The organism is Streptomyces sp. NPDC059456 (genome assembly GCF_042750055.1).
Lineage (GTDB): Bacteria > Actinomycetota > Actinomycetes > Streptomycetales > Streptomycetaceae > Streptomyces.
Genome location: NZ_JBHYVA010000980.1, coordinates 1 through 2239, shown reverse-complemented (window position 1 = coordinate 2239; position 2239 = coordinate 1). Strand labels below are relative to the sequence as shown.

The window sequence follows — 2239 nt, the reverse complement described above, 5'->3', positions numbered from 1 at the left end:
CTCCTGGGCCAGACGGCGCAGCAGTTCGAACACCGGTGCGCAGATCGCGAACACGATGACCGCCCGTTCGGCCAGGGCCACCGGGTCGTCGACGCCCGCCGCGCGCTCCAGGTCCAGCCGGGCCACCGACTCGGCCAGCCTCGCGTACGCGGCGAGCTCTCCCGGGGCGTAGCCGGCGTCCAGCCGCCGCAGCTCCTTCAGCGCCGACGTCAGCCCGTGCACGTGCGGCGACGTCCCCGGTGCCTGCCAGTCCAGGGCCGCGAGCAGCTCCGTCACCTCGTCCCCGGCGGCCGCCTCGGCCTCGGCCTCCTCCTCGGAGCCCGTCGCGCCCTGGGCCGCCACCGGCACCGGCAGGGCGTAGCTGACCGCTCCCAGGGCGCCCTCCGAGGTGTCCGCCTGGTCGACGGCCCCGAGCACCTCGCGCGTGGCGGCGATCGACAGTCCGCCGAGCGTGGTCAGCGCCTTGATCAGCCGCAGCCGCTGCGCGTGCTCCTCCCCGTACTCGGCCAGCGTCGCGGCGGTCGCCCGACCCGCGGGCAGCAGGCCCTGCCGCCGGAAGTACTTGATGCTGGCGACCGGTACGCCGGTCCGCCGGCTGAGCTCCGAGATCTTCATATACGGCTTCCCTGGTGGTCACGGGGTCCGGTTCGCATCATCGACGATTGGACACCACAACAAGATACTGCCACTATCCAGTAGCTGGATACCTTCAGTATCCAGCTACTGGAAATGTCGCCGCACCGGAGAATCGATGCCCCAGTCCACACACCCGTCCGTGCTCCTCCGACCCCGGCTGTGGATCGGAACGGGGCTCATCGCCGCCGTCGTCTCGATGCTGTTCGCCCTGCTCTACGTCGGCGGCAACGTCAACCCCAAGGGCAATCTGCGCGACCTGCCCGTGGCCCTGGTCAACACCGACGCCGGCGCCGACGCGGGCGGCCGCCACGTCAACATGGGCGAGCAGATCGTCGCGGGCCTGCAGAAGGCCGCCCAGGGCGACAAGAGCATCGACTGGCAGGTCGTCAGCCGCGAGGAGGCCGACAAGCGGCTCGGCCGGGGCAAGCTCTTCGGCGCCCTCGTCATACCCCGGGACTTCAGCGCCACGGTGACCGCGCTCGGCGCCCCGCAGCCCGCCGCGCAGGGCAAGGCCGCCACCCCGCCGACCCTGACCGTGCTGACCAACCAGTCCGCCGGCAGCATCGGCTCCTCCATGGCCTCGCAGGCCGCCCAGAAGGCCGCCCACGCCGCCTCCGCGCAGCTCGGACAGGAACTCCTCAAGCAGGCCGCGGCCCAGAAGGCCCCGCTGCCGACGGCCGCCCAGCTCAAGCTCGCCGACCCCGTGACCGTGACCGTCGCCGACGGCCACCCCGTCGGCTCCCGCAGCGCCATGGGCCTGAGCGCCTTCTACTACGCGCTGGTCCTCGTCGTCTGCGGCATGCTCGGCGCCAACCTGGTCAACTCCCAGGTCGACACGGCCCTCGGCTACCTGCACACCGACTACGGCCCGGTCCGCAAGCGCGAGCCCGTCCAGCACACCAGCCGCGTCCGCACGCTGGCCATCGGCATGGCGCTGATGCTCGGCATGTCACTCGTGATGGGCACCCTGGTCGAGGTCGCCACCGTCAAGATCCTCGACATGGACGCCTCCCACCTCGGCCTGCTGTGGCTCTACTCCGTCGCCACGATCGCCGTCGTCGGCATCGGCAGCCTGGCCCTGTTCGCCGCCTTCGGCACGCCCGGCATGCTGCTGGCCACCATCGTCTTCGTCGCGATGGCCGTCCCCTCCTCCGGCGCGACCGTGCCGCTCCAGGCGCTGCCCGGGTTCTTCCGGGCCCTCTCGGAGTTCGAGCCGCTGCGTCAGATCACCGAGGGCATGCGCGCCATCCTCTACTACGGCGCCCAGGCCGACGCGGGCCTGAGCCGGGCGTGGGCCTCGATGGGCGTCGCCCTCGTCGCCGCGCTGGTCTTCGGCTTCGCCGTCACCCGCCTGTACGACCGCCGAGGACTGCACCGCGTCCCGCGGCCCGGCGCCGAGGACGGGGCCCCGGCCGAAACCCCCGAGCCCCCCGCGGCCGCGGCCGGCGCCACGGCCTGAGGGGCCGGCCCCCGCTCCCGCTCCCACGGCCCCGGGCCGCAGCACGAAGCTGCGGTCCGGGGGGGGGCCCCGGCCGCCCCGCCACCCGCGCGCCCGGGGGGGGGAGGGGCGGGGGGCGCCCCGGCCGCCGGGGGGTGGGGGCGC

General features: G+C 73.8%; 2 protein-coding genes. One reads left to right on the top strand and one right to left on the bottom strand.

Going from position 1 to position 2239, the window contains the following annotated elements:
- Positions 1–615, bottom strand: a 615-nt coding sequence (locus ACFXA3_RS41315) for a MerR family transcriptional regulator (protein WP_385196459.1), incomplete at its 3' end; no start/stop codon positions are given.
- Positions 616–751: 136 nt separating this feature from the next.
- Between ACFXA3_RS41315 and ACFXA3_RS41310 the strand changes: the two genes are divergently transcribed.
- A complete protein-coding gene (locus tag ACFXA3_RS41310; RefSeq protein ID WP_385196457.1) occupies positions 752–2095 on the top strand; it encodes a YhgE/Pip domain-containing protein in 1344 nt (447 codons plus the stop codon).
- The last annotated feature ends 144 nt before the right edge of the window (positions 2096–2239 follow it).

Bases quoted from the DNA above. Each gene is read 5' to 3' on its own strand.
- ACFXA3_RS41310 (WP_385196457.1), top strand. From the start codon at position 752: ATGCCCCAGTCCACACACCCGTCCGTGCTCCTCCGACCCCGGCTGTGG.